This is a genomic window from Planococcus sp. A6 (assembly GCF_028823615.1).
GTDB lineage: Bacteria > Bacillota > Bacilli > Bacillales_A > Planococcaceae > Planococcus.
Window position 1 is genome coordinate 1 of sequence record NZ_JAPEHT010000047.1, and the last position, 24,450, is coordinate 24,450.

25 protein-coding genes and 1 pseudogene are annotated in these 24,450 nt (G+C 45.7%); 19 read left to right on the forward strand and 7 right to left on the reverse strand.

Translation table 11 applies throughout. From position 1 onward, the window contains the following. Nucleotides 1–8 precede the first annotated feature (8 nt). A complete protein-coding gene (locus ON064_RS08790) occupies nucleotides 9–1,136 on the reverse strand; it encodes a 2-methylaconitate cis-trans isomerase PrpF family protein (protein ID WP_274624442.1) in 1,128 nt (375 codons plus the stop codon). Nucleotides 1,137–1,264: 128 nt separating this feature from the next. Here ON064_RS08790 and ON064_RS08795 point away from each other — a divergent pair, with 128 nt between their 5' ends. Continuing rightward, the gene (locus ON064_RS08795; RefSeq protein WP_274624443.1) at nucleotides 1,265–2,140 is read left to right on the forward strand and encodes a LysR family transcriptional regulator; all 876 of its coding nucleotides are present in this window, start codon (nucleotides 1,265–1,267) and stop codon (nucleotides 2,138–2,140) included. Nucleotides 2,141–2,294: 154 nt separating this feature from the next. Next, entirely contained in the window at nucleotides 2,295–3,602 is a 1,308-nt protein-coding gene (locus tag ON064_RS08800) for a CitMHS family transporter (protein ID WP_058382540.1), read from the forward strand. Between the two features lie 38 nt (nucleotides 3,603–3,640). Here ON064_RS08800 and yyaC read toward each other — a convergent pair whose 3' ends face one another. Together yyaC and ON064_RS08810 are read right to left on the reverse strand one after the other, a co-directional pair. Then, nucleotides 3,641–4,240, reverse strand: coding sequence for a spore protease YyaC (gene yyaC, locus ON064_RS08805; RefSeq protein ID WP_274624444.1), 600 nt, complete (start codon nucleotides 4,238–4,240; stop codon nucleotides 3,641–3,643). A gap of 291 nt (nucleotides 4,241–4,531) precedes the next feature. After that, the gene (locus tag ON064_RS08810; protein WP_274624445.1) at nucleotides 4,532–5,299 is read right to left on the reverse strand and encodes an alpha/beta fold hydrolase; all 768 of its coding nucleotides are present in this window, start codon (nucleotides 5,297–5,299) and stop codon (nucleotides 4,532–4,534) included. 294 nt (nucleotides 5,300–5,593) lie between these two features. Here ON064_RS08810 and ON064_RS08815 point away from each other — a divergent pair, with 294 nt between their 5' ends. The 9 genes and pseudogenes from ON064_RS08815 (at nucleotide 5,594) to ON064_RS08855 (ending at nucleotide 13,685) form a co-directional block, all read left to right on the forward strand. Continuing rightward, the gene (locus ON064_RS08815; protein WP_274624446.1) at nucleotides 5,594–6,142 is read left to right on the forward strand and encodes a GNAT family N-acetyltransferase; all 549 of its coding nucleotides are present in this window, start codon (nucleotides 5,594–5,596) and stop codon (nucleotides 6,140–6,142) included. A gap of 68 nt (nucleotides 6,143–6,210) precedes the next feature. Then, nucleotides 6,211–6,651, forward strand: coding sequence for a glycerol-3-phosphate acyltransferase (locus tag ON064_RS08820; protein WP_274624447.1), 441 nt, complete (start codon nucleotides 6,211–6,213; stop codon nucleotides 6,649–6,651). A gap of 71 nt (nucleotides 6,652–6,722) precedes the next feature. Further along, the gene (locus tag ON064_RS08825) at nucleotides 6,723–8,309 is read left to right on the forward strand and encodes a GNAT family N-acetyltransferase (RefSeq protein WP_274624448.1); all 1,587 of its coding nucleotides are present in this window, start codon (nucleotides 6,723–6,725) and stop codon (nucleotides 8,307–8,309) included. A gap of 346 nt (nucleotides 8,310–8,655) precedes the next feature. Continuing rightward, nucleotides 8,656–9,201 carry a nucleoside/nucleotide kinase family protein gene (locus ON064_RS08830; protein WP_274624449.1) on the forward strand — a complete coding sequence of 182 codons (546 nt, stop codon included), beginning with the start codon at nucleotides 8,656–8,658 and terminating at the stop codon, nucleotides 9,199–9,201. Nucleotides 9,202–9,221: 20 nt separating this feature from the next. After that, a complete protein-coding gene (locus ON064_RS08835) occupies nucleotides 9,222–9,716 on the forward strand; it encodes a GNAT family N-acetyltransferase (protein ID WP_274624464.1) in 495 nt (164 codons plus the stop codon). A 291-nt stretch (nucleotides 9,717–10,007) separates the two neighbouring features. Then, nucleotides 10,008–11,407 (forward strand): annotated as a pseudogene (locus ON064_RS08840) (anion permease). A gap of 55 nt (nucleotides 11,408–11,462) precedes the next feature. Then, a complete protein-coding gene (locus ON064_RS08845; RefSeq protein WP_274624450.1) occupies nucleotides 11,463–11,810 on the forward strand; it encodes an ASCH domain-containing protein in 348 nt (115 codons plus the stop codon). Between the two features lie 34 nt (nucleotides 11,811–11,844). Further along, nucleotides 11,845–12,024 (forward strand): hypothetical protein, encoded by a 180-nt coding sequence (locus tag ON064_RS08850; RefSeq protein WP_274624451.1) that lies wholly within the window; start codon nucleotides 11,845–11,847, stop codon nucleotides 12,022–12,024. A 593-nt stretch (nucleotides 12,025–12,617) separates the two neighbouring features. Further along, complete coding sequence (locus ON064_RS08855; RefSeq protein WP_274624452.1) at nucleotides 12,618–13,685, forward strand: hypothetical protein; 1,068 nt, start codon at nucleotides 12,618–12,620, stop codon at nucleotides 13,683–13,685. A 54-nt stretch (nucleotides 13,686–13,739) separates the two neighbouring features. On the opposite strand, the gene ON064_RS08860 is transcribed toward ON064_RS08855, so the two are convergent. Next, nucleotides 13,740–14,597, reverse strand: a complete 858-nt coding sequence (locus tag ON064_RS08860; protein WP_274624453.1) for an SDR family oxidoreductase — start codon at nucleotides 14,595–14,597, stop codon at nucleotides 13,740–13,742. A gap of 187 nt (nucleotides 14,598–14,784) precedes the next feature. Between ON064_RS08860 and ON064_RS08865 the strand changes: the two genes are divergently transcribed. The 6 genes from ON064_RS08865 (at nucleotide 14,785) to ON064_RS08890 (ending at nucleotide 19,032) form a co-directional block, all read left to right on the forward strand. Beyond that, nucleotides 14,785–15,219 (forward strand): Rrf2 family transcriptional regulator, encoded by a 435-nt coding sequence (locus tag ON064_RS08865; RefSeq protein ID WP_274624454.1) that lies wholly within the window; start codon nucleotides 14,785–14,787, stop codon nucleotides 15,217–15,219. A 139-nt stretch (nucleotides 15,220–15,358) separates the two neighbouring features. Further along, nucleotides 15,359–16,066 (forward strand): class I SAM-dependent methyltransferase, encoded by a 708-nt coding sequence (locus ON064_RS08870; RefSeq protein ID WP_274624455.1) that lies wholly within the window; start codon nucleotides 15,359–15,361, stop codon nucleotides 16,064–16,066. A gap of 38 nt (nucleotides 16,067–16,104) precedes the next feature. Then, nucleotides 16,105–17,352: an MFS transporter gene (locus ON064_RS08875; RefSeq protein ID WP_274624456.1), complete on the forward strand. Its 1,248-nt coding sequence runs from the start codon at nucleotides 16,105–16,107 to the stop codon at nucleotides 17,350–17,352. 60 nt (nucleotides 17,353–17,412) lie between these two features. Then, nucleotides 17,413–17,907: a GNAT family N-acetyltransferase gene (locus tag ON064_RS08880; protein WP_274624457.1), complete on the forward strand. Its 495-nt coding sequence runs from the start codon at nucleotides 17,413–17,415 to the stop codon at nucleotides 17,905–17,907. A 30-nt stretch (nucleotides 17,908–17,937) separates the two neighbouring features. Next, the gene (locus tag ON064_RS08885) at nucleotides 17,938–18,402 is read left to right on the forward strand and encodes a GNAT family N-acetyltransferase (RefSeq protein WP_274624458.1); all 465 of its coding nucleotides are present in this window, start codon (nucleotides 17,938–17,940) and stop codon (nucleotides 18,400–18,402) included. 66 nt (nucleotides 18,403–18,468) lie between these two features. Then, on the forward strand, nucleotides 18,469–19,032 hold the full coding sequence (locus tag ON064_RS08890) for a GNAT family N-acetyltransferase (RefSeq protein ID WP_274624459.1): 564 nt from the start codon (nucleotides 18,469–18,471) through the stop codon (nucleotides 19,030–19,032). A 31-nt stretch (nucleotides 19,033–19,063) separates the two neighbouring features. On the opposite strand, the gene ON064_RS08895 is transcribed toward ON064_RS08890, so the two are convergent. Both ON064_RS08895 and ON064_RS08900 read right to left on the reverse strand, forming a co-directional pair. Then, nucleotides 19,064–19,756: a VC0807 family protein gene (locus ON064_RS08895; RefSeq protein ID WP_274624460.1), complete on the reverse strand. Its 693-nt coding sequence runs from the start codon at nucleotides 19,754–19,756 to the stop codon at nucleotides 19,064–19,066. Continuing rightward, complete coding sequence (locus ON064_RS08900) at nucleotides 19,753–20,499, reverse strand: MerR family transcriptional regulator (protein WP_274624461.1); 747 nt, start codon at nucleotides 20,497–20,499, stop codon at nucleotides 19,753–19,755. The genes ON064_RS08895 and ON064_RS08900 overlap by 4 nt, the downstream gene beginning before the upstream one ends. A gap of 420 nt (nucleotides 20,500–20,919) precedes the next feature. Here ON064_RS08900 and proS point away from each other — a divergent pair, with 420 nt between their 5' ends. Then, entirely contained in the window at nucleotides 20,920–22,350 is a 1,431-nt protein-coding gene (proS, locus tag ON064_RS08905; protein WP_274624462.1) for a proline--tRNA ligase, read from the forward strand. A 42-nt stretch (nucleotides 22,351–22,392) separates the two neighbouring features. Here the strand turns inward: proS and ON064_RS08910 are convergent, their stop codons facing one another. Continuing rightward, entirely contained in the window at nucleotides 22,393–23,262 is an 870-nt protein-coding gene (locus ON064_RS08910; RefSeq protein ID WP_274624463.1) for a cation diffusion facilitator family transporter, read from the reverse strand. A gap of 209 nt (nucleotides 23,263–23,471) precedes the next feature. Here ON064_RS08910 and bsh point away from each other — a divergent pair, with 209 nt between their 5' ends. Continuing rightward, nucleotides 23,472–24,446 (forward strand): choloylglycine hydrolase, encoded by a 975-nt coding sequence (gene bsh, locus ON064_RS08915; RefSeq protein WP_274624465.1) that lies wholly within the window; start codon nucleotides 23,472–23,474, stop codon nucleotides 24,444–24,446. Nucleotides 24,447–24,450: the final 4 nt, after the last annotated feature.

The window sequence follows — 24,450 nt, forward strand, 5'->3', positions numbered from 1 at the left end:
CCTTTTTTTCAGACGGCTGATATAACGTGATGGTAGCTGCCTTTAGTATGGACATAGCCTTCCAAGATGAGGCGGGCGGTTCGGACGACTTTGATATTGCTGATATGTCCGGCAATGAGGTCCACTTTCGTTTCGATGATTCCGGATGGGTGGCCAAGGCGGACGATATTGGCATCGATCCGGATCAAGTCATTTAGGATCGTATCAGGCAAAAACGCGCCTGCTGTGGTGCAGATGGCACCGGTTATGGCCAATGCCTGATGCGGTTTTTGCATGGACATCATCCGGATCCGGCAATCCATGGTATCGGCTTCCCGCCGGATGCCGTTGACGTCCGAATAAGCGGCAGGCGGGGCTACGAGCGTCAACTTTGGCACTGCGGGGGATTTGATTGTCGCTTCTTCTTTCGAACAGAATCCACAAAGCTCTGCTGCGGCTGAGCGGATTTCCTCCAGCTGCTCGAGCATATGTGGAGTGAAATCAGCAGGCAGTTCAGAGCCGGTCAATCCCACATCCTGCGCTTTGACGAACACCAAGGGATTGGCCACATCGATAATCGAGACGGAAATCGTGCCGAAAGCGGTCTTGACGTGATCGACTGGATGGCCGGTCGGGAAGAGCTTGCCCGTGACGGCGCCTTGCGCGTCGGTGAAAGATAAATAGATGGGCGAGCCGGTGCCCGGGACGCCTGGAATTTCACATTCACCTTCCGTTTTCACTTGCCCGTGTTCGACTTCCACTTCGGCGATGATCACTTTTTGCGTATTGGTATTAAAGATTTTGACGCTCGTCATCGGCTCTACTGCCGGAACGAGCCCTTGTTCGATGGCATAAGGGCCGACTGCGGAAGAAATATTGCCGCAATTGCCGCGGAAATCGACCAATTGATTTTCGATGCTCACTTGCGCAAACGTATACTCCACATCAATGCCTGGAATCGCTGACTTTTTGATGATGGCGGCTTTACTCGTCAATGAATTGCCGCCTCCCAAACCGTCAATTTGCCGTTGATCCGGGCTTCCCATGATATCCAACAGAAAACCATCCCACAGAGTTCGGTCTACGGGCATATCCTCAAAATTAATAAAAATCCCTTTGCTGGTTCCTCCACGCATTACTGATATTGGTACTTTCATGCTGCAGCCACCTTTCGTAAGTTCGATTGCTTATGAAAAAAGCTTATGGTATTTTTAGTCATAAGTGAAATAGATATTATTAAGGTGTTGTTCTAAAAAAAACTTATAACCTGATCGGAGTGGACAGAATGGATGAGAAAGATTGGGAAGCTATGCAAGTGTTACATGAAGAGAAAAACATCAGCCGCGCTTCGGAACGCTTGTATATTTCGCAGCCGGCTTTGACGTATCGCTTAAAGAATCTGGAGAAAGATATGGGGACAAAGCTTTTCTTCAAAACCAAAAAAGGCATCGAACTGACGGCAGAAGGAGTCTATCTCGCCCAATACGCGGATGAAATGATTACGAAATTGCAAAATGCCAAAGATTATATCCAGAATATGAACCAGGAAGTCCAGGGGATCCTGAGGCTCGGGGTATCGAGCAATTTCGCGCAGTACAAATTGCCTGCCTTATTGAAGGAATTCATCACGGCCCATCCGAAAGTGCAGTTCAGTGTAAACACGGGATGGAGTGCGGACGTTATGGGATTACTCAATTCATCGGAAGTCCATTTGGGGATTTTGCGCGGCGACTATAACTGGACCGGGTCAAAATCGCTGTTGCATACGGAACAACTGTTTTTAATCTCGAAAAATGAAGTGAATATGGAAGAAGTGCCTGAATTGCCGTTTATCAATTACAAAACCGACAGCTCCTTGAAAGACATCATCAATAAATGGTGGCACGATCAATACAACGAGCCGCCGATCATTACGATGGAGACCGACCGGCAGGAGACGTGCAAGGAAATGGTCAAGAATGATTTAGGAATTGCCATCCTTCCGGAAATTTGCCTGCGCCCTTCCGACGAGATTCATAAATACCCGTTGTTCTATAAAGACGGGGAACCGGTTATGCGAGATACGTGGCTGATGTACAACCAGGAATTTTTGAAGCTGTCGACCGTCCAGAAATTTGTAGATTTCTTGAAAAACCACCCGTCGCTTCTGTCAGAAGTTTAGGTTATAACTTTTTTTGTGTCTTTATTATAAATTCTCTCTATTTTACTTATTTTAAGTAATGGAATATTCTTAAAACTAATTCGTATCGCTAATTTGCCAAGGGGTGGGAAATTTAATTGTTATGTAAGCGAATACATTTAGAGGGGGAATTTATATTCTTACACTATTAGGGGTTTCCATGGTAATTGTATTTACGTATTTGATTATGGCGAAAAAAATGTCGCCGGTCTCCGCGTTGGTGGTGGTGCCAATTGTTTTTGCCGTCATTGGCGGCTTTTGGTCCGGTTTAGGAACGATGATGATGGACGGGCTTAAACAAGTCGCCCCGTCCGCAGCTTTGTTGCTGTTTGCGATTTTGTTCTTCGGGATTTTGATCGATGCCGGTCTGTTTGACCCATTGATCAATAGAGTCATGAAGCTGGTGAAAGGGGATCCAGTGAAAATTGCGATTGGGACAGCGGTCATCGCCATGATTGCGTCATTGGACGGCGATGGCACAACGACGCATATGATCACCATTTCAGCGATGCTTGCGCTGTACATCCGCCTTGGTATGAACCCGTTGGTGTTGGCGACCATCTCCATTATGTCCGTCAGTATCATCAGCGGCATGACGCCGTGGGGCGGTCCGGCGACAAGGGCTATCGCTGCGTTAGGCTTGGATGCCAATGAATTTTTCATTCCGATTCTTCCAACGATGTTTGCAGGAATCCTGAGCATTTTGGGGATTGCGTATATGATGGGGAAAAAAGAACGCGAACGGCTCGGCATCATTAAAGTGGAAAACATTCCTGCTAATTCAGAAAGCATGCTTCAAGTTGCGGCTACCCATGCATTGGACGAAGATTTGAAAAAGCCGCAATTGATCTGGGTCAACCTCGTGTTGGTACTGGCCGTCATGAGCGTCTTGGTAACGGGGATTTTGCCTGCTGCCGTCAGTTTCCTGATCGGCTTCGTGTTGGCAGCTGCCATTAACTATCCCGACCTGCAAATGCAAAAAGAACGCATTCTAGCGCATTCCGGCAATGCCATCACGGTCGTCGTACTGGTCTTTGCGGCCGGTATCTTCTCCGGAATTTTCTCCGGCACGCAAATGGTCGATGCCATTTCCAACTCGTTGATTTCGATCATTCCGGCGTCTGTCGGCTCGTATTACCCATTGATCGTTGCCATTACAAGCATGCCGTTCACGTTTGCTTTATCGAATGATGCTTATTATTTCGGCGTGTTACCAATCTTGGCGGAAGCGGGCGCAGCGTATGGCGTGAGCCCTCTTGAAATCGCACGTGCTTCCGTCTTGGGGCAGCCGATCCACTTCTTGAGCCCATTGGTGGCTTCGACCTTATTGGTAGTGGGGATGATCAGGAAGGATTTCGGGGAAATGCAGAAATTTGCATTCAAATGGGCATTCCTTTGCTGCTTATCCATTATTGCGGTGGCTTTCATTACCGGGGCCATTTAACTTAAAAAAGATTCCGCCCAGCTGGGGCGGAATCTTTTTTATTGGCTTGCTTGTTGTTCGCTTTCGGTGATGACGTGAGCGATTAATCGAGATAGCTTCATGACGGTGTGGAGGCGAGTGTCGTTCAGAAACTGGGAAGTCGGAAGGGGATCCAAATAATTCACGATCCCTTGAAAATGATAATCGCCGGTTTCCGGAAGCATTCTCTCCAGTGCTTTTCCTGGCATCAGCGGAGCGTCTACAAACAGCACATCGCCGACTTGTTCTTTTACGCCAAGGCTCGCATCTACGCAGATGATCAGCGGATGGTGATAGGTTTTTTGGATATCTTTTAAAGCAGGCTTTAAATTGAACGCATGGATAGGCTCTTCCAATGTCCCGTATACGCGCTCGATTTTGGCATTTTCCACAATCAAGCTTCCGGTGAGAGGCCCCAAAGAATCACCGATATACCGGTCGGATCCGATGCACAAATAAACGACTTCGCGCTGTTGTGTGCGGGCTTCACGGAGGATCGCCGATAGGTTGTCGATGATTGCCTGCAATGCTTCAGGTGCAGTCTGCTCATTGAACTGAAGCGTATTTTTTGGTTTGGGTGCAACTTCGTGCAGTTTATGTTTGCGGAAGGTATTCATCATCTTATACCACCTCTATACGTACTTTTATCGATTGTTTTCATTATAACTTTAATTAATCTGAGCGCATAAGATGAAGGTGTGCATTATAGGGAGTAAAGTAAAAAATCTCTTTTAGGCTCTATTAGTTAAAGCCACAAGTATCAAACAAAAGCGTATTCGAATTTTACCGAATACGCTTTTGTTCGTTTCAAATTTTTCATTATCATGAAAGCAACTAGAGTTACCACACCTATAAGCAAGAACCGCATTGTTTAGAGTTATTTTTCGCGTAGCTAGTAAGGCCATGAATTCTCACTTTTCCCTTAGCAACGGTTCGGCAGGACGCTTCAAAGTTTCAAGCATCTTTTGAATTTCCTCAATGACTGCTTGAGGGTTATCGATGTGAACGGCGTGTCCCGCGTCTTCAAGAACGACGTGCCGGCTATTCGAACTTAAAGCTGCTAAATCTTTCTGGAAATCCATCCAATGGGCCCAAGATTCAGGGGTGTGGACAGGCTGGTTGCCGCCGGTAACGACAGTCAAGGGCATATCGCCGAGTGTTTTGTGTTTCCGTACTTGCTCCAAGCTTTCTTCGAAGTCTGCTAATGTGCCTTCTACCGCAAATTGCCTGAAATACTGCTTTTGGTTGGGGGGAGACAGCGCCGGGGCCATCAATTTGTTTTGATCTTCGTGACAAGCGTCTAAGAGCATCACACCTGCCACTTCTTCAGGATATAGACTGGCGTATAAACGGACGTTCAAGCCACCGAAGGAATGTCCGACTAGAATATAGGGCGGTTTCACGTTCGTTTTTTGAAGCAGGAGCCGTAAATTATCAACGTTTTGCAGACTATGGCGCGGTCGGTCGTCGATGGTGCTTTTCCCGAGACCCGCCCGGTTGTACACGAGCATTCTGGAAAATGCGGAGACCTCCGCCTTAATCGGGTTCCAATTTTTCGTTCTCCATCCATTGCCTGAATCAAAAACAATGACGGGACTTTCTGTGCTTTCACCGAGTTCTTCAAAATAAAGCTCGATCCCTCCAATATCCATGCACTGGCCACTCCATTGCTTTGTCATGTTCTTCCTCCATTTCATTAGACAAGCTTCTAATTACTGCTTAAAAAATATTTCCTTAATTATACTACAATATTCTGTAAATTGATTGGATGTGTATACAAAAATTGGATATAGTAGAAAGGAAAGAAAATCATTTACGAAGTTTTAAAGTTGGCTTTCGATTGCGAGTTTTAACAATACAGAAATCAAAAATTTATAACACTCACTTGTCGAAGATACTAGCCGCTCTATTGTGTAAGCGACCTTGAGAGATCAAATTTAGTGTTAAGTAAATTTGGAAAGGTAGATTAAAAAATGATCGAAATTAAAGGAAGAAAAATTAAATTAACAGAAAATACACTAGAGAGCTTGGATGAACTATATTTCTGGCGGTTTGAAGAAAAAGAGCAGGAAGCGAAAAAATGGAATGGGCCGTATATTCCTGAAGAACATATGAGCCAAGAACAGCACAGGGAAAAATGGCTAAATGATGAGGAGATTGCTGAAAGCGTCCCGCAATCTCTTACGATTAGGGCTGACGGAAATGTGATCGGTTACGTAGGCGCGTATTGGGTGGACCAGAACACCAATTGGCTCGAGACAGGAATCGTCATCTACGATAAAGATTACTGGAATGGCGGTTATGGCCGAGAAGCTTATACCTTATGGATAGATTTCCTTTTCGAATCGACGGACCTTCACAGACTTGGAATGTCGACCTGGTCAGGCAATGAAAGAATGATGAAAGTTGCGGAAAGAATTGGGATGAAAGAAGAAGCGCGCATCCGAAATGCGCGGATGGTAGAAGGACAGTACTTCGACGCCATCAAGATGGGGATGCTGCGAGAAGAGTGGGAAAAGTAGACACTGGCTTTCTTCAAACCGTAAAAGAAATGAACAGTTGTTAAAATGTGATGAAAGGGATGAAGTGCTTGTTAATTGTCCTGCTCATAATTGGGTCATACATATGTGGAACGATAAACGGTGCATACTATATTGGCAAAATCTATTTTAGAAAAGATATTAGAGAATTAGGCAGCACTACTGCGGGGGCACGGAATGCTGGGCGCGTATTTGGCAAAGGCGCATTTATCGGCGCCCTCCTGGTCGATGCGTTTAAAACGTTTCTGCCCTTAGGGATTGGTTACATGCTTGGTCTGTCACCATGGGTGCAAGCCTTACTTGCCTTGAGTGTCCTTATTGGACATATTTGGCCTATTCAATTGGGCGGTAAGGGCGGTAAAGGAATTGTCGTGCGGCCTTTTTGCCTCCTTTCTTTTGTTGCTCATGGTGAAACTATTGAAAGTGAAATTGACGGGTGTGGGCTTGCTGGTTTTAGTTCCAGCGCCGATTATTCTGTTCGTCCAACATGAATGGCAAGCAGCCTGCGTCTTCAGTCTTATGCTAATTATTGTGGTTTTTGCGCACAAAAGGAGTGTCTTCAATGAATAACAAACCGTCTATCTACTATAAAATTGCAGATTCAGAAGAAGAGATGGAACAAATCCACCGTTTAAATTATGAAACTTTCGTGGAGGAAATCCCTCAGCATGACAAGAGCCAAGAACAACGGCTGGTAGACCGTTTCCACGAAGAGAATACCTATTGGATCGCTAAACAAGACAACCGCTTAATCGGGATGGTGGCGCTCCGGGGCATCCGCCCATTTTCCTTAGATCAGAAACTAGGGGCTGTAGATCATTATTTGCCGGATGAGGCCAAGCCGTGTGAAGTTCGCTTGCTATCTGTGCGGCGAGAGTATCGCGGCAAGAGAGTTTTTTTCGGTCTTCTCCAGCAAGTCGTAGCTTCCTGTTTACAGCAAGATTATAATTGCGTACTCATTTCAGGGACAGTGCGGCAGGCGCGACTATACCGGCATATAGGCTTTAAGCCGTTCGGACCCCTGATCGGCACAGAAAATGCACAGTACCAGCCGATGCTGTTAACCAAAGAGTATTTTACTTCAGCCGGGAAGCTTTTCGATCAAATGACTCAAGTGGAGAAGGAGCCGTTTTCAATCCGCCTTCTGCCAGGACCGGTCTCGATGCACCCCAAAGTCGAAGAAGCCTGGGCAATGCCTGCAACCTCCCATCGTTCGGACAGCTTTTGTAAAGAAATCGCCTCTTTGCAGACGGAGCTGAAGCAGCTAACAGGTGCAACTCATGTCCAACTGGCTATCGGAACGGGCACCCTCGCGAATGAATTGATCGCAGCACAGCTGAGCCGGGTTGGCGGTAAAGGGCTCATCCTATCGAATGGCGAATTCGGTGAACGCTTGGTGGCACAGGCAAAGCGTTGGCAATTGGATGTGCTCCATATGCAAAAGCGCTGGGATGAACCGCTTGTGGTAAATGAAGTGGAAGAACTAGTGAAACAGCATCCGGATATTCGCTGGTTGTGGGCGGTCCATTGCGAAACGTCGACCGGGTACCTTTATCCATTAGAAGAATTAAAGTCATTGTGTGAACAACAGGAGATTCGGCTGTGCCTGGACGCTTGCAGCGGTTTCGGGACTGTCCCATCGGATTTTTCGAATGTGTACATGGCAAGCGCTGTGAGCGGAAAAGGTTTGGGTTCTTATCCCGGCCTAGCGATCGTCTTTCATCAAGACAGCGTTTCTCCAGATGCCAGCTTGCCGGCGTATCTGGACTTAGGCTTGTATGAAAAGAGTGGCACGGTGCCGTTCACCCATTCTTCGAATAGCGTCTCTGCGCTTCAAGCAGCCATCACTCATCATCGGTTTCCCGACCCGCTGCTTGCAACGGAAATCCGCAACCGGCTAACGGATGCCGGGTTGGACGTTTTAGGAAATGACCGGTACTCGCCTGGCATCCTGACAATCGCCTTGCCAAGTAAAATCGACGCACGTGCGGTGGGTGATGCACTCAAAGCCAAAGGAATCGAGATCAGCTACGAGAGTGATTATTTATTGAAGCGGAATTGGATTCAAATTGCTTTGATGGGCGATGTAAATCCATTAGAGGTTAAAAAAGCTATCACTGAACTCATTAAAACTCTAATGAGTGCATAACGTTCTGCTAGAAAGAGCTAGTTTAACTACTGGTGAAAATGGAGTTGAATTATGGCCAGCTTAAATAATTTGGTTCGATCCTCATAGCAGTTTCGAAACTAATTTCAATGAACTTCGGTAACTAGAATGATAGAAGGAGGCCGATTATGAACAAAAAAACTCATATATTGCTAGTCATTGTCCTAGCGATCAACACGCTAAGATACGGCACCTATTTAATTGAAGGCGACACGAACATCTATTACATCCTCATGTTTTTGGCCAATCTTATAGCTATGCTATTTGTTATTTTTTCTAGAATGAATAGAAAAAAATCGCAAACTGATGGTTCTATTACAGAGAACCGGTGAAAGAATTGAAAAAGCCCATTACTATCGCAATTGCCAGTGTTTCAGGCGGCGGTAAAACCGCGCTCGTCACTCATCTGGCAACACATATCAATCATGCCAAAGCGCTGTTCTTCGATGATTATGACTTGGACGGACCGGAAGATGTACTGGAATGGGTCGACCGCGGCGCCAATCCCCATGAATGGGACCTCAGACCAATCGTTAGGGATTTCGAAGAACTATTGGAGCAGCCATTAGATTACATCTTTTTAGACTATCCTTTTGCATATCAACATGCTCAAATGAAGAAGTTTATTGATCTAGCTGTTTTTATTGAGACACCGCTGGATCTTGCCTTAGCCCGGCGGATTAACAGGGACTTTCATGAGAGTACCGGTGATGAAATCGTGATACAAGTGAATCATTATGCAAGTCAGGGAAGACGTGCGTACATTAATATGCTTGAAACGATTCAACCGAATTCTGATTTGCTTGTAGATGGGACTTTAGCTGTCGAAGTTCTTGCAGATCAAATTATGACGAAGGGAAGGCGACTGTTATAAATGGCGTACCTGAACTTTACATCAGAAAGATGAATGAAGAAGATTTTTCGATAATGGCTAAGTGGCTTAGCACAAGAGAAGTACTGGAATTTTACGGAGATGTGAATTCACCTTTCACAATCCAACAAGTGATAAAGAAATACGGGCCGAGAATTGATGGTCATGTGCCTATCCATCCGTATATTGTGGAGCGGAATAGTGAACCTATTGGCTTTATGCAACATTATCAATTGACTGAAGAAGTTCAAACAGAATATGGCTATCCGCTTGCGTTAAATGTGCAGGGCATCGACCAGTTCATCGGAAACCCTGCCTTTTTCAATAAGGGGATAGGGACGCTGATGGTCAAAGATTTCTTGAACCATCTTAGTGCCTTATCTACAGACAGAGTAGTTTTAGATCCCGAGGTTTCTAACCTAAGAGCGATTCGTTGTTATGAAAAGTGTGGGTTCGTGAAGTTGAGAAAGGTAAACGATGGGAAGAATTGGTTGATGGAATTTAGCACTTCACAGTAAACACATCTGCTAAAAGGAAACTGAAAATGTGCAGAGAATGGATCAACGTAAAAATCGACCATCCATATTGATAACGCATACAATTTTTGTGAACAAAAAGTCGAAATTTGCAACAAGATGAAAGCAACTAAATGTCCTTCCCACCGTTCCGGGGGTGAGGGCAACTGCCGGGTAAAAGTAAGCGTATTCCTGTTCCTAATCTGCATAAAATAGCCGAGCGGATATATTCATTCAACAGCCTGAAGGGCGTATAATCCTCCTTGCATAAAATACAGTATTTAAAAAGGAGAAGTGAACTGGAAGTTGCTCTTGATTTGTGTCGCTATCGGGGCGACTATCTGGTTCATTCCCGCACCTTCTGGATTGGAAACGGATGCCTGGCATTTGTTCAGTATCTTTGTGGCTACGATTGTGGCATTGGTGATTAAACCGATACCGATGGGAAGCACGGCGATTCTCGCGCTGACAATGATTGCGCTAACCCAAATTCTTACCTTGGAACAATCGTTAAGCGGATTTCAAAACACGACAATTTGGTTGATTGTCATCGCTTTTTTCATTTCACGCGGATTTATCAAAACCGGTTTGGGGACACGGGTTTCTTACCTGTTTGTCCGGCTGTTCGGCAAGAAAACGCTCGGCTTGTCGTATTCGATGCTGCTGAGTGATTTGATCTTGGCACCAGCCATGCCATCGAATACGGCTCGAGCCGGCGGTATCATATTCCCGATCATTCGCTCGCTTTCTGAAACCTATGAGTCGAGAGTCGGAGACGGCACGGAGCGGCGCATCGGGGCATTTTTGGTCAAGGTCTCTTTCCAAGGAGATATGATCACTTCGGCGATGTTCGTAACGGCCATGGCCGCGAACCCGCTCGCTGTCCAGATTACACAGGAAATCACAGGAGAGACAATCACCTGGGGAGGTTGGCGCTCGCCGCATTAGTGCCTGGCTTGATCAGTTTGGCGCTCATTCCTTTTGTTATTTACAAATTGTACCCGCCTGAATTAAAGGAAACACCGGAAGCCTCTGCGATTGCGGTAGAGAAATTGAAGGAAATGGGGCCGATGAAAAAAGAAGAACGCTATATGATCGGCGTCTTCGTCCTGCTGTTATCGCTATGGATTTTTGGCGGAAACTTCGGCATCAGTGCGACGACCAGTGCGTTCGTCGGGCTTTGTGTGTTGCTGCTCAGCGGCGTATTGACCTGGTCGGATATCAAAAAAGAACAAGGTGCCTGGGATACGCTCGTCTGGTTCTCAGTGCTCGTCATGATGGCGACGTATTTGAACGAATTGGGCATGATTCCTTGGTTTAGCGACTTGATGGGGAATGCTGTTGGACAACTGTCGTGGATGATGACCTTGGTTATTTTGGCGATCGTCTATTTTTACTCTCATTACTTCTTTGCCAGCAACACAGCTCACGTCAGCGCGATGTATGCGGCGTTCTTATCGGTCATTGTCGCTTCGGGCGCACCGCCGCTGTTGTCAGCACTGATTCTCGCGTTCTTCTCGAACTTGTTCAGCTGCTTGACGCATTATGGCGCTGGCCCAGCTCCGGTCTTTTTCGGAAGCGGCTATGTCAGCCAGAAAAAATGGTGGAGCCTTGGGTTCATCATTTCCCTCATCCACATTGTGGTCTGGTTTGGTGCAGGCGGCATGTGGTGGAAAGCGCTTGGCCTTTGGTAATAAAGAATAAATTTCTCGAATTTTTTTCTACTAACGATGACGTTGGAGGATGGCGATGGAGCACAAAATGAAACTTTACGAAGAACCTTTCCGGGCAATCCAGTCCGGAAAGAAAACGGTGGAAATCAGGCTTCATGATCCAAAGAGACGAACATTAAAAGAGAAAGACACGATAGAATTCACGAAACTGCCCGGCGAAGACGAAAAACTAATAGTGAAAATCACAAAGTTATGCACATATCCGACGTTTCGGGAAATGTTTGAAGACATTCCCGCTGAGAAATTCGGGACTGTGGATAACAATATTGAAATATGGGTGAAATCAATCCACACCCTCTATTCACCAGCGCGTGAACAGGAATGGGGCAGCTTAGCGATTGAAATTGAGCTGCTTTCTTGTTAAAACGGTGGATAAGCTGTTGAAGGAGCTGTAAAAAATGACAAAAACCATAATTATGTTTTCCACAGGCTTACTAATGTTTATGGCTGGTATGTATATATCCACATACTTATCCACTTTTGCGGTGGCTGTTGGTACTGTTCTTGCTGTAGCAGGTGGGTGGTTTATGGGAAGCAGCGCCTTTTTCTTGCTAAAAACTCAAAAGAGATCAAACTAGGATGCTCAATTTAATTAGAGGTGACTTATGCACATAGTTAAAAATATTATTTTAAGCTTCCTTGGTTTGTTTTTACTGACGGCTGGATTCGGGGTTTTGCTGCTGTATTTGGATGTAGGGCAAAGCTTGATTGCCTGGCTTGGTGTAAGTGTCTTCGTAATCGCGGGCATTGTGTTGGCGATTGTCTGGATTGCAAAAGCGGGGGATAGCAAGAAAAAAATAACGAATGCTGTCTTTCTGATAGCTTCTTCTATTTTGTTCTGGATTTTTACGCTCTTTTTATTCGGCACAAACTTTCTGCTCTATGATGTCGAATACGACATGACCGAAGCAACGGAGCTGACGCCTGAAGAGAAGGTAACTTATTATCGCCGACTGATCACAGGAGAGGACGGTTCCATTGATTTAGCTACACTGGATTCAAAAGAAATCAATGGAATCACATTCTATTTTGCGCCGGGAAGCGAGCCATTAGAAGAAATGGAACTATTGGTGGACCTTGTAGAAACCAATCGTCCACAACTGGAGCGTGAGCTGGGCGGTGAAAGAACGACGCCCCAGTGTCATTCGTTCTCTATGGAGAGAATCTCGACATGCCGATTCGGGAAACGATTGAGGCGGAGTACAGCGGGTTTTACAAAGAACATGATCAGACGATTCATTTGCCTCTGCCGATCGACAAAGTATCGGCTATGCATGAATATACACACCATCTGTTCTTCGGAATCGCCGAAGAGCGGGGGATGTATAGTACTGAAATTCCTGCTTGGTTTATAGAGGGTGTGGCTACTTATTTGTCGGAAAAAGAGCAGGGACTGCCATTCAATGCACATGACCCATATGAACATGTGGCTTTTGAAAACTTGGAGCGACCGGGTGGTTGGGAGAATCATTTGTCTGATTCCTATAGTCCATATACTCAAAGCCGTGCTTTTATAGAATTTATAATAGACGGCAAGGGAGAACGCGTGCTCTCGGAAGTTTTTGAAGAGATGGAGTATTCCTCGTTCGAATCGAGTGTTGAAAAAGTGACCGGCAAAACGGTGGAGAATTACGAATCGATGTTTTTAGCAAGGTTTGACCAGCTGCGCGATTTATGGAAAAAGGCAAATTCATTAGAAGTTCAACAAGAAAAGCCGGAAGAATCCTTGGAAATCTTTTTGGAGATTGCTGAAACCGTCCCGAATTTGGAAACGGTCAATCATCGAATTGCGAGTCTGTACAGAAAATTAGGAGACTACGACAATACGAACCTTTATCGACAGAAGGAGCTGGAACTCGTTAATCCAGAAAGCGGGGCAGGGTTATCGGTTTCCTATGGCTATATCACTGAAGATTTATTGTTCGCAGACGTCTCGGAAGCGTTGATGTATGCGAAGTTAGGCGTCGATTCAGCTGGAGAGTCAGAGCGCTTCTGGAGTGAAAAAATCTTTGCCGAAGTATCGGAGTTAGCAAAAAAGGTTGAAATTGGCCAGCCGCTCAAAGGCTACTACGGTGTGTTAGAAGGCGAGCATGCTGTGACCGCGGGATTCTCTCCAAGGGAAAAAGTGAACTTGATTGATGTCGTTTTAGCAAGATACCCTGAAGATCTCTCAGCAAACAGAACCGCATTGATCGAGTTGAAAGAACAGTTTGAAGCCGAGCTGACAGCTCAACAATAATAAATAAGAAACGGAGCCGATCGACAAGGTCAGCTCCGTTTTTTGTATTGTTTTTTATTTTGAAACCAGCTGTGCGAGGCCATCGTTGATCGGTGTTAGCGGGCGGCCAAGCACTTGTTCAAAATCGCTGTTTGCGACTTCGAGCGAACCGTTGCGGATGCTTTCCTGGATGCCGACGACGATTGGGATGGCGAAGTCCGGCACGCCGGCACCTTTCATCACTTCTGCGTATTCTTCGTCGCTTACTTGCTTCACTGAAACTGGTTTATCCAGCACGTCACCAAGTGCTGAAGCTAGTTGTTCCTGTTTTAGCAAGGGACCTGAGAGTTCGTAGGTTTTGTTTTCATGGCCGCTGCTAGTCAATACGGCAACAGCTGCGTCGGCATAATCCTGCTGCAAAGCCCAGCCGACTTTTCCTTTTCCAGCCGAAGTGACCCAAGGCGCGCCTGCTTCTACAGCTTGAATGCTGCCCAGTTCATTTTCCAAATACCAATTATTGCGGAGGAATGCATAAGGGATACCCGTTTTGATGATGGCCGCTTCTGTCGCTACGTGCGGCGGAGCCATCAGGTTTTGGCTTTCTGTCGCATTGGCGAGGCTCGTATAGGCGATAAATTTAACGCCTGCGCGCTCAGCGGCGTGAACCGCATTCTCGTGCTGGCGTATTCTTGTTTCGTTGTCGCCGTCAGTTGATATGATCAACAAGCGGTCGATTTCTTGAAAAGCTTGATCCAATGTTTCCGGAGCATCGAAATCACCGTGGCGAACGTCTACGCCTTGAGCGCGCAGGTCTTCAGCCTTTTCGGGATTGCGGACACTTACCACAAGATCGCTAGCAGGTACTTGTTTCAATAAAGATGCCACTACTTTTGAGCCTAGTTTTCCTGTAGCTCCTGTCACCAAAATTTTCATCAATAATTCCTCCTGTTCATTTGTCCTTGTAACTACATTGATTACACGTTTAGTTTATTCACTTGTAACCATCTTGTCAACAGGTTGGATTTAATATATTTTTAACTCTAAATTTGATACAATTACTTGTAACCGGAACAATTACATCATGTGAAATTCAACATAAATAAGTAATGGAGGGCTCAACATGTCAATCAGCAGCCGATTCGCCGTCGGAATCCACATACTGGCGTTAATTGATTTGAATAAAGAAACCGCCTCTTCTTCCGAATTTATCGCGGGCAGTGTCAATACCAATGCAGCGGTCATCCGAAAGATTATGGGAATGCTGAAAAAAGCAGGATTGATCGACGTGCAGCCAGGGGTGGCGGGTGCTAAACTTTCGAGAGAGTTGTCGGAGATTACGCTATTCGATATTTACAAGGCAGTGAACGTGGTCGAGGAGAACGAATTATTCAGCATCCACGATAAGCCGCATCCCGATTGCGTAGTCGGCAAAAATATCCAAAGCACCATCGAACCAATCTTCATGGCCGCGCAGTCGGCAATGGAAAAAGTGTTTCAGAACCTGACGCTTGAAGACATCGTGAAAGATATTGAGGCGAAAGAACATATTCAGTGAAAAGACATTCCATGTGGATGTCTTTTTTTATTGGAGAATGTCTTAAGAAATTTAGGAAAGACACAACATTCAATTATTTTAAATAATTTGTGGGAATTATTGGTATAATAATCTTTGGAATATGAAGGAGTAGTGAATCATGAAAAATCGAATCAAAGAAACCTTCAATAATCTTGCTGGCGCATATGAACATTCGACAGACACACAGAATTTATACAATAGCGAATACGAAAGGCCGGCAATGCTTGCCCAGTTGCCTGAGAACTTGAGCAGAAAAAGAATATTGGATGCCGGGTGCGCAGCAGGGTGGTACACAGAACAATTGGTGGATAAAGGAGCGCAGATGACTGCTGTGGATATGAGTCCGGAAATGGCTGCGGCTGCAAAAAGACGCATAGGAGAGAGAGCGGAAGTCATGTGTTTGGATTTGGCGGATGCTTTGCCTTTCGAAGAAGGAATGTTCGATTACATCGTCAGTTCGTTGACGCTGCATTATATCGAAGACTGGGAGTTCACATTCAAAGAGTTCCGCCGCATATTAAAACCTGGAGGCGAGTTGCTGTTCTCGGTCCATCATCCGTTCACCGATATTAAGCTGTCACGTGATATGGAGTACTTCTCAACTGAATTGATCGTGGACACATGGAAAAAGGAAGGAAAAGTCTACGAAGTCCCATTTTTCAGAAGGCCACTGGGCGAGGTCTTAACGAAAACACTGCAGCACTTTTCACTAGAACAGGTCATTGAACCAAGACCCACACAAAGGTTCAAGGAGCTGGATACTGAGCGTTACGGACGTTTGATGAAAGCACCGAACTTTTTGATTGTAAAAGCGACTAAACAATAGACTTTTAAACAATCGGCTCAGCGGAAAGGGGAAGTAGGATGGACAAAAAACTAAAAGGGTGGAAAGATCCAGCGGTTCTCTTGCTGTCACTTGGAATCGCAGGCATCGGGGACTTCATCTATTTAGTAGCGATCAATATCATCGTTTATCAAATGACGGGATCGGCTGCGGCTGTCGCTGGACTGTGGATTGTAGGACCGATCGTCAATATTCTGACGAAGTTTTGGACAGGCAGTTTCATCGATTACCGAAGCAAGAAATCGGTGATCATCTTCACTTACCTGTTAAGGGCTTGCTTCATCGCGCTGATTCCGCTGGCTCCTAATGTTCTGGTCATTTACGTTATTCTGATTTTCCTCAGCATTGCGAAATCCTTTTTCGGCCCTTCCTCCGTGACCTACATCACGATGCTGGTGCCAACAGGGAAGCGGAAACGATTCAACTCGATTCACTCGTTTACGTCTTCCGGTGCGTTCATTATCGGCCCGTCAATCGGCGGTTTGCTAATTCTCAGCGGTACGATTGAGACGACCTTGTGGATCAATGCCTTATTCTTTGTTTTGGCAGCGTTATTGGTCATGAAGCTTCCGAAATTGGAAGACATCGATCGTGCATCCATCCCATCGCTGACCATTTCCCAAGTAATCAGCGATTTTAAGGTCGTGACTGATTTCATCGCGCAAAATAAATACATCACTTTCGTTTATCTGGGCTTCACCACTGTCCTTATCTTTTCCTTCGCAATGGATGCGCAGGAAGTGGTCTTCACCCAGCAAGTGATTGGCTTGTCGGAACTCGACTACAGCTTATTGATCAGCCTCACCGGCATCGGTTCGGTGAGCGGTGGCCTGTTGCTGTCGGTATTTTCCGCTAAAATCTCTATCAGATCGATGATGGTGTATGGCTTGATTTTAACGACGATTGGCTACGTGGTTTATGCGTTTTCTTGGTCCTTCATCTCGGTCATGATTGGCTTTTTGATTTTGGGCTTTTTCATCGTCTTCATGAACGCCGGCATCGCCACTTTCTATCAAAACAATATTCCGGTGGCGTTAATGGGGCGCATCACAAGCATTTTCCAGCTGTTTCAGAGCACCTTGCAAATCGTCTTTCTGTTGGGAGTCGGCCTGCTAGCGGATTTTATTTCATTAAGGATCACGATTGTCGCCTTAGCAGTAATTATGCTGGCAGGAGCTGTCGTGCTGTCGTTTTTTGTCATGAAACCAGGAAAAACCGAGCTTTTTGAAGAAGAGGAAGGCATGGAAGAGAATGTGTATGTTCAGTAAAGGGATGGTTGCGTCCGTTGTCTTTGAATAAAATCTTGAAAACTGAAGGAGGATATAAAAATGCCGCATCTTTATACAGATAGGTTAGAGTTGATGACTTTCACGACAGAAATGATGCAAGCCGCGACTTCGACTAGGGAGGAGCTGGAACGGGCAACAGGCTTTTCCGTAACTAGTGGGTATCCGAGTGAAACCTATAAAGAAATTCTTCCTTATAAAATTCAGCGGTACCGGCATTTCCCGGAGGAAAACGAATGGGAAGGGCTCATTATCCATAAGCAAGACCAGTGCGTCATCGGGGATATGGGCTTTCGGCGAAGCACCGACAATCCAAAAGAAATCGAATTGGGCTATAGCATCGTTCCTGCTTATGAAGGCTATGGCTATGCGACGGAAATGGCCGAAGCAATTATTGAGTGGGGGCTTAAGTTAGAGGGAGTAGAGCGCATTATCGCAAGCTGCGACCCCAACAACGCGGCTTCTGCAAGGGTTTTGGAAAAAGCGGGTTTCACTAGTTTGGGTGAGCGTGAAGGGAAAATTTACTGGTCGACATGAAGACCTTGGGAATGAAGAGGTGAAAAACGGATGGACTATATTTTTCAAGCCATGACGCAGGAGCAAGCGGAAGATATTGCGGCAAGCTGGCGTTATCAAGGAGAATATTCCTTTTATGATATGAACGCAGACCCGGAAGACTTAGAGGAGTTTTTAGATCCTGAAAAACGTGAGGGCGTATATTTTGTGGTTCTTTCCCAAAATGAACTCATTGGGTTTTACAGCTTTCAACAATCTGATAAAGATACGGTGGATATCGGACTTGGAATGAAACCGGAATTGACCGGAAAAGGCAACGGCGCAGCATTCTTGGCAGCGGGCTTGCAGTTTGCCGAAACAAGGTACCGCCCGAAGAACATGACTTTATCAGTCGCGGAGTTCAATACGCGGGCCATAAGCTTATATGAAAAACTTGGATTTAGAAAAGTGGAATCTTTCGTGCAGTCGACAAACGGTGGACGGTACGACTTTGTGAAGATGAAACATAATGAATAGCGGATCATTGTTTTGCGAAACACGTATTTACGTTAAGCTATTCAAAATTTGAGAGGGGGGATAATGATGGGGGGCGTACTATTGGTACCGCACGAGGACGTCTATTGCGAAGAAATTTTCAGGCTTTCTTCTATGCCGGCTGTAAAAGATGCTTTAGGTTTGCCGGATGGAACTCTGGAAGATACTATTCGTTTCAGCCAGCTGGTAAGGGAAGAAGAAAAGTCAGGCACGAGAGTACCGCGTGTGATTTTGGGTGAGCAAAACCATTTGGTCGGCTTGACTGACTTGATGTATATCGATTACTCGAAGAACTCCTGCCATATCGGAACGTGGATTGGCCAGGAATATTGGGGACAAGGGTTTAACGAAGCGTCTAAAGTCGCCATATTGAAAATTGCTTTTGGGGAGTTGGGATTGTCGCGTGTCTTCGCAGGGGCAAGAATGGTCAATATCCGTTCTCAAAAAGCGCAGGAAAAATTGCCTTTCATTAGCCTGCATGTAGAAATTGAATTCCCGGAAGAACATAAGGCGCTTGAGGACAAGGAAAAGCAAGCTTGCGTTCTGCATGTTTTTCGTAAAGAGGATTTTGATGCATACCTCGCGGATATAGGAAATCTGGACATGATATAAAAAACGGTGGCTGGAATTTCCTCATCAGGCCTTATTTATGATCTTGTGCACTAAGTGCATTTTTTTCGGCCTGCAAGTTTTCTTGTGAATTTGACAGCGTATCGGAGGTGCCAGCCTGCTCGGGTTGGTTGTTAATCTTATGGCCAATAAGAAAAAATCCTGCAATGCTTAGTCCGTAAAAGAACCACCCGCTTGCCTTTAAGTAAAGCAACATTTCGCCGTAACCGTCGACGCCATAAGAATGGATCAGCCACGCTTTAAACGAGTTTTGAAACAGGCTGGTAAAGAAGAAAAGGCCTGTCAGTAATTGAAACCAAAAGAATATGGGTTTTTTCGAGAACAGGGCTGTGCTCTCCTTTTTTGGCATCCCTTGCAAGTAAACAAAATCAACTGCAAATTGAAGTGCCAGTGGCTTTTTCACCAGTATGGAAATCAAGTAAACCAGTCCAAAGGCATAACCTAAATACACTTGATTCCAAAGTAGATTTTCAGCACTTCCAGACAACAAATTCACCATAGTTCCAAGGAACAGCGAAAGCAGGATAGAGAGTCCAGCAATATTAAATTGCCGCTCTTTTGAAAAACGGTAGATTGTATAGAGAAAGCCTGGAACGGTTGACAATAGCATGGCATAATAATCTCCAAGTGGCTCACGTCCGTAGGTCCAGATAAAGTAGGGCAGTGCGACGTAGCAAATCAGGTCGAGCAGAATGAATTTTTTCATCTCAAGCTCTCCAATTGCTGGTTGTAATGTTTGATAGCTTGCTCAATAAAGAGAACAAGCTCAGGTTCGTAGGCAAAGACCCGGTAGCCCGGTTTTTTTGTCTTATTCAATTCCCATACTTTATTCGCCAGCTTGCTGTTTCCCTGATACATTCTATCGACGAGTTCCAGCCACTCTTTCGCAAGGTCTTGCGCGACAGAGCTTGCCGGGTCTTGACTTAAATTAGCTCGTACTTTTTGGACAAGCGTCTCCCACTGCGATTCGTCACCGCTTTTCTCTCCAAAAACGGGAAAACTGTCTACAATTTGCTGTTCTTCTTCGGAAAAATATTTGGTCCAGGACTCTCTCAAATACTGTTTTTTTGAGGAGTGGGAAGTATAAGTGGCAAAGATCGTTTCCCACTCCATGTGGGTTTCCGTCTCCGCAATATCTATTAAAGCTTCAATGGAGTCCTCAATTTTTCTTAACTGATCCTGTTCTTCCTGAATGATTTTTCTGCGCATTTTCAATACGCTCGATAAATCGAATTCACGGCTAATAAGAAATTGTTGAATGGTAGACAAGCTGAAGCCTAGATCGCGAAGCATTAAGATATGCTGCAATTTAGCAACTTTATCATTCGAATAGAAGCGGTGTCCTGCTGCATTCTTTTCTGAAGGCAGCAACAAGCCGATTTCATCATAATAGCGTAAAGTTCTTACCGACACCTGGCTGATTTCTGCGAGTTTTCCGATAGTATACATCCTATTTTATCCCTCGTTTTCATTTGTAATTATTTCCATTATACAAGCTGACGTTACGGAAGGTGCAAGAACTTTTTTGAATTTTTTGATTTTAGAAGATAGGTAACTTATTCTAGTTATTGACAACTTACGACAATTCAATTAATCTAATAAGAATTTAATTGCTAAACAATTTGTAATTTTAAGGACCAGTAAGCAAGCGGGGCTTTTCAAGAGAGGGAATCGAAAGCTGGAAGATACCCAAAGTGCCTTTGTTGAACCTGCCTTTCAGAATCTGTATTGAAAAATACAGCGGCCGATACCGTTATCCATTGAGAGCGTAAAGCGTTGCTTTAAAGAAGGGTGGTACCACCTCCAAGGGTCCCTTCATTAGAGCGGCGCTTTTTATTGTTCAAAAATAGAACGAAAGAGGGAAATCCGATGAAAAAACAAATGGTTGAAAAAATCACGGCGATGGATGAAGATTTTGCACAATGGTATACCGATGTAGTGACGAAAGCGGAACTCGTGGATTATTCGAGTGTTCGGGGATCGATGGTGATCCGTCCTTATGGCTATGCGATTTGGGAAAATATTAAAGATGCATTGGATGGGGAGATTAAACGCACGGGGCACGAAAATGTCTATATGCCGTTATTGATTCCAGAGAGCCTACTTCAAAAAGAGAAAGACCATATCGAGGGATTTGCGCCGGAAGTAGCTTGGGTGACGCATGGAGGAGATGAGAAACTGGCAGAAAGACTGTGCATCCGCCCGACTTCCGAAGTGCTGTTCGCAGAGCATTACAAGAACATTGTCCATTCCTATAGAGATTTGCCGAAATTATACAATCAATGGTCGAATGTCGTGCGGTGGGAAAAAACGACACGCCCGTTCTTGAGAACCTTGGAATTTCTCTGGCAGGAAGGACATACATGCCACGAAACGGCAGAAGACGCGCATGAAGAAACGCTCCGGATGCTCGAAGTGTACGCGGATATCTGTGAACGGGTGCTGGCGATTCCGGTGATCAAAGGACGCAAGACGGAAAAAGAGAAGTTTGCGGGCGCCGATTACACCTATACAATCGAAAGCTTAATGCATGACGGCAAAGCTTTGCAATCTGCGACTTCCCATAACTTGGGGACAGGGTTTGCCAAATCATTCGGCATCGAGTTCCTTGACCGCGAAGGCGCCCTCCAGCCGGTCCACCAAACATCTTGGGGTTTCACGACGCGCATCATTGGTGCAATGATCATGGTCCATGGTGACGATCAAGGACTGGTCCTGCCACCAGCGGTCGCTCCTGTGCAAGTGAGAATCGTACCGATTGCGCAGCATAAAGAAGGTGTACTGGATGCCGCATATGATCTTAAAAAATCGTTGTCATCTGAGGTGCGCGTCGATATTGACGCTAGCGATAAAAAACCAGGATGGAAATTCAACGAAACGGAAATGAGAGGCATTCCGCTGCGCCTGGAAATTGGACCGAAAGACATCGAGCAGGAAAAAGTGGTATTGGTCCGTAGAGACACGGGAGAGAAGATAGAAGTGGCAAATAGCCAAATAGAAGCGGAAATAGCTCGCCTGCTGGAAGAAATTCAACATGGGCTTTATGAAAAAGCACTTGCGCACCGTTTGTCCGAAACAAGAACGGTACAGTCGATGGAACAATTCAGCGAGACTTTGAATGCCCATGGCGGTTTCATCAAAGCTATGTGGTGCGGCAAACGGGAATGCGAAGACGCGATAAAAGAACAGACCCAAGCTACTTCGCGCTGTATTCCATTTGAGTCGCAAGCTGTTTCCGACGTGTGTGTTTGCTGTGGCAAGCCCGCGGATGAGCTGGTTTATTGGGCGAAGGCATATTGAGAAATGCTTTAAATAGAAAAAGCCTCGGCAATTGCCGAAGCTTTAATGTGGCTCCACATGCACATGGACTGCCGAAATATCGTAGCGTTTCATGAGTTTGACTTCTACTTTGGTCGAGATGTCGTGTGCGACAGCAATGTCCAAATCACCCGGCACCAAGACGGTGACATCGACGACGGCCCGATTGCCGTAGTTTCTGGCGCGGATTTCGCGGACTTCGGTGACGCCTTGCGTATTGAGCGCGGTTTCTTTGAATGATTTGATAAGTTCTTCGTCAAAGCCATCCGTCAGTTCGTGGGTCGCTTCCCAGAAGATGCCCCAGCCCGTTTTGACGATCAATACACCGACAAGAAGAGCCGCAAGCGGATCGAGCCATGGCAGATAAAACTGCGCACCGACGATTCCGACGACCGCGGCGATGCTGACCCAAGCATCGGATAAATTATCTTTAGCCGCCGCCGTAACAGCTTTGCTATTGATGCGTTCAGCTAACTTTTTGTTATATCGATATACCAAATACATCACGATGGCAGAAAATCCTGCGGTCCAGGCCGAGAGCAGCCCAGGTGTTTCGCTGGTTCCTTGGAACATCGACACGACGGCTGAGTAGGTGACTTGAAGCCCGACTGCGACGATGATGAATGAGGCCACCAAAGAAGCCACGGTCTCTGCCCGCCAATGCCCATAAGGATGGTTGGCGTCCGCCGGCTTTTGAGATAATTTCAAGCCGATTAAAACTGCCGTTGACGCGACGATATCCGTGACGTTGTTCAAGCCGTCCGCTTTTAACGCTTCCGACCCAGCCAGGTAGCCAACCCATAATTTAATGATGGATAAAATAATATAGGTAGCAATGCTGAGCATCGCGCCCCGCTCGCCTAATTTCAGATTGTCGAATCGTTCTTGTTCCACCTTTAATTCCCCCGTCCTGCAAGTACTTGAGTAGGATACCACCCCGAAATCGAGTGTGTCTACGGCAAAGTTTTTTCAGGATAGCAACTGAAAAGGGGTGAGGAAAGAAAGTTTCTGAAGGGAAAACGAATGAATATTTAGCCAATGGAACTTTGGGTATAAAGGGAGTAGCGAACAATACTACAAACCAGAAAGCGGGGCGGACAGTGATGTGCACAGCGATCAGTTTCGAAACGAAAGATCATTATTTTGGCCGCAATCTCGATTTAGATATTTCCTATAATGAAATGGTAACCATCACACCACGGAATTTTCATTTTCGCTTCCGTAAAGCCCAGGACATGATGAGTCATTACGCCTTGATCGGCATGGCTGCAGTCATCGACCATTATCCGTTATACTACGACGCTACCAATGAAAAAGGCTTGAGCATGGCAGGGTTGAATTTCCCGGGAAATGCCCGTTTCCATGTAGAGGATCCGGATCAAGATAATATCGCGCCTTTTGAATTCATTCCGTGGATTCTAGGGCAATGCGAAACGGTTGAGGAAGCAAAAATGCTTTTGTCGAAACTGAATTTGGTGGATATTCCTTTCAGTGAGCAGCTCCCAATCGCACCGCTTCACTGGATGATTTCCGACCAGCAGCAGTCGATTGTCGTGGAGTCTGTAAAAGAAGGGCTGAAAGTTTACGATAACCCAGCAGGCGTGCTGGCGAATAATCCCGAATTCGGCTATCATTTGTTCAATTTGAACCAGTATTTATCGGTAACGTCCTCCGCACCTGAAAATCGCTTCTTAAAACAATTAGACCTCAAGCCATACAGCCTCGGCATGGGCGGCATCGGTTTGCCGGGCGATTTGTCGTCGACCTCGCGTTTTGTGAGGGCTGCATTCGCCAAATTCAACTCGGCATCCGGCAGCAGTGAAGCTGACAGTGTCGGGCAGTTTTTTCATATCCTGAATTCGGTGGCGCAGCCGAAAGGGCTCAATGCGCTAGAGGACGGGAAATTCGAATACACTTTGTACTCTTCCTGCTGCAATATGGACAAGGGGATTTACTATTACACAACGTACGACAATAGCCAGATTACGGCGGTGGATATGCACGCCGAAGATTTGGACAGCGCACAACTCGTCTCCTACCCGCTCATTTCGAGCCAGCAGTTCCGCTTCGTCAATTGAAAAC